Raw genomic sequence first — 2,933 nt, 5'->3', positions numbered from 1 at the left:
CGACCGATTCCCTGACTCGCACCGGTGACGATGGCCGTCTCGCCGGCCACGCCGAAGTCTGCTTCGTGCATCGGCGGATGGGCGAGCGCGAGCGAAATGATTCTACCGGTGGCTTTCGGCGCGGAACCCGGTCGAACGAACGGCCCCGGCCCGGTCGGCGACGGCACGCACCGCCCGGACCCACGTCGCCGTGACCGGGGCGGCCACAAGAGATATTCCCGACATCAGTAAGTAACGGGTATGCGAACGGAAGCACTCACAGCCCTGGCGCTCGCCGGCATGCTCGTACTCGCGGGCTGTTCCGGCGGCGTCGGCGATGGGACACCGACCACGGGGGACGGGACGCCGACCACGAGCGGGACGAGTAGCGTCGTGATCACGGACGCCGCCGAGTCGGGCGTGAACTTCTACGTCAGCGACCAGGAGAACGCGATCGGTGACTTCGACCATCTGAACGTCACGATAGCCGAGATCGGCTTCCAGCGCGCCGAAGGCGGCTGGTCCGAACACGCCGTCGAGAAGAGGACTGTCGACCTGACCCGGTTGCAGGGCGCGAACGCGACGCGGCTGACGACGGTCCAGCCGGAGAACGGGACGTACACGAAGGTCTTCGCCGACGTCAGCGACGTGAACGCGACGCTGACCACCGGCGAGCAGGTTCGCGTGAAACTCCCCAGCGAGAAGCTCCAGTTGAACTCTGAGTTCACCGTCGGCGCGAACGCGTCGACGAACTTCGTGTTCGACATCGCCGTCCACAAGGCCGGCAACAGCGGCAAGTACATTCTCCGGCCGGTCGTCAGCCAGTCCGGCACCGACGTGCCGATCGAGCCGGTCGACGAGGAACTCGAGGTCGAGTTCGTCGACGAGGAGTCGGTCACCCGCGGCGGGAACGCGACCCTCGCGGTGACCCGTGACGACGAACCCGTGGCGAACGCCACGGTCGAAATCGACGGCGAACGGGTCGGCACCACCGACGCCGACGGTCGCGTCACCGTCACGGTCCCCGACGAGGAGAAATTCAAGCTCGTCGTGAAAGCCGGCGACGACGTGGCCGACCGCCGCGTCACGTTCGAGCGCGAGGGCGACGAGAGCGAAGTCGAAGCCGAAGACGGTACGGACGAACGGGAAGACGAAGACGAGTCGGAGGGTGACGAGGACGAAAACGGGACCGACGCCGACGACGAACGCGAAGAGAACGAGACGGCGTCCGACGAGGACGACGAGGCCGAATCCGACGACGAGCAGGCCCTGAACGCGACGTTCGTCGACGGGGTCGCGCCGGGCGGGAACGCGACGGTCGCCGTGACGGCCAACGGGTCGGCCGTGGTCGACGCCACAGTGACGGTCGACGGCGACCGGGTCGGCACCACCGACGCCGACGGCCGCGTCACCGTCGCGGTGCCGGCCGACGCCGAGGAGTTCGAGGTGAAAGTCACCGCGGGCGAGCGCGAGGCGGAACTCGAAGCGGAGTTCTAAGAACAGGAGAAGCCGCCGTCGATCACCAGCGCCTGGCCGGTGATCCAGTCGGCCTCGTCGGAAGCCAGGAACAGCATCGCGTTGGCCACGTCCTCGGGTTCACCCAGTCGCTTCAGCGGGTAGTGCCGCGACATCTCCTCTTTCCGGGCTTCCCACTCCTCGGGTGTCTGGCCCTTCCGGGGCATCGGTGTGTCGGTCACGCCGGGACAGACCGCGTTGACCCGAACGCCAGCGGGGCCGACCTCGGCGGCGATGGCCCGGGTGAAGTTCACGACTGCACCCTTCGAGAGCGAGTAGCCCGTCAGCTGGGGCGCGCCGATGACGCCCGCCAACGAGGCCGTGTTGACGATGGCCCCTGACCCCTGCTCCTTGAACTGGGGCAGGACCGCCTGACAGCCGTTCCAGACGCCCTTGACGTTCACGTCGAGGACGCGGTCCCGCTCGGCGTCGTCGATGCTCTCGAAGTCCATCCGGTCGTGGCTGACGCCGGCGTTGTTCAGCAGGATGTCGAGGCCGAACTCCGCGGCGGCGGCGTCGACCGTCGCCCGGAACGCCTCACCGTCGCGCACGTCCAGTTCGTGTGTCGCAACCTCACCGCCCAGGTCCTCGACACGCTCGGCGGTCGTTTCGAGGCCGTCGGTGTCCACGTCGGCCGCGACGACCGTCGCGTCTTCCTTCGCGAACCGTTCGGCGGCGGCCCGGCCGAGGCCGGAGCCTGCACCAGTGATGAACGCCGTCTTGCCCTGTAGTCGCATATCCGCTCCTGAACCCGTGACCGCTTAAACGGCGGGGACGCTGCAGTGTTCGGTCCGGTAGCCGACCGGCGCCGAACGGGCGAATAGGACGGCCTTTTCTGTCGGCGGGCCGAGCATCCGTCGAATGTCTCCGTCGGTCCTGTCGCGTCGCTACGGACTCGTCGTCGCTGGGGCGCTCTGCTACACCAGTCTCACCTTCGTCTGGTTCAGCCTGCCGGCCTACCTCGCGACGATCATCGCCGAGGTCGGGCTCACCGGGACGGAGGCGGGCCTGCTCGCCGGCGCGGTGCCGCTGACGTACATCCCAATCGCTCTTGTTTCGGGTCTCGCAGTCGACCGGGTCGGCCCGGCCCGGAGTCTCGCGGTCGGCCTCGTCGTGACAGGCGTCGCACAGATCGCCCGCAGCGTCGCCGGCGGATTTCCTACGCTGCTCGCGGCCACCCTCCTGCTCGGTGTGGGCGCGACGGCGATCACCTTCGGCCTCCCCAAACTGGTCTCGGTACTGTTTGCCCCCACAGAGACCGGCCTGCCGTCCTCGCTGTACATGGTCGGGGCGGCAGTCGGGACGGCAGGCGCGTTCGGGCTGGGCCGGCCCGTCATCGGTCCCGTCGTCGGTGGGTGGCGGCCGCTCTTTCTCTGGAGCGGCGTCGCCGCCATCGGCTACGCGGTCGTCTGGCTGGCGGTCGTCCAGGTCGTGCCGAT

3 protein-coding genes are annotated in these 2,933 nt (G+C 68.5%); 2 read left to right on the top strand and 1 reads right to left on the bottom strand.

The window, feature by feature from the left end; all coding sequences use genetic code 11:
• The first annotated feature begins 240 nt into the window (after nt 1-240).
• Nucleotides 241-1,476: a DUF4382 domain-containing protein gene (locus tag Q0964_RS07275; protein WP_299265391.1), complete on the top strand. Its 1,236-nt coding sequence runs from the start codon at nt 241-243 to the stop codon at nt 1,474-1,476.
• Here the strand turns inward: Q0964_RS07275 and Q0964_RS07270 are convergent.
• Nucleotides 1,473-2,231 (bottom strand): SDR family NAD(P)-dependent oxidoreductase, encoded by a 759-nt coding sequence (locus Q0964_RS07270; RefSeq protein ID WP_299265389.1) that lies wholly within the window; start codon nt 2,229-2,231, stop codon nt 1,473-1,475. The genes Q0964_RS07275 and Q0964_RS07270 overlap by 4 nt on opposite strands.
• A 124-nt stretch (nt 2,232-2,355) precedes the next feature.
• Between Q0964_RS07270 and Q0964_RS07265 the strand changes: the two genes are divergently transcribed.
• The coding region (locus Q0964_RS07265) for an MFS transporter (RefSeq protein WP_299265386.1) at nt 2,356-2,933 on the top strand (578 nt) is incomplete at its 3' end.

This window comes from Halorientalis sp. (genome assembly GCF_028275115.1).
Taxonomy (GTDB): Archaea; Halobacteriota; Halobacteria; order Halobacteriales; family Haloarculaceae; genus Halorientalis.
The sequence above is the reverse complement of the archived record's forward strand: the minus strand, read 5'-3'. Positions and strand labels throughout refer to the sequence as shown.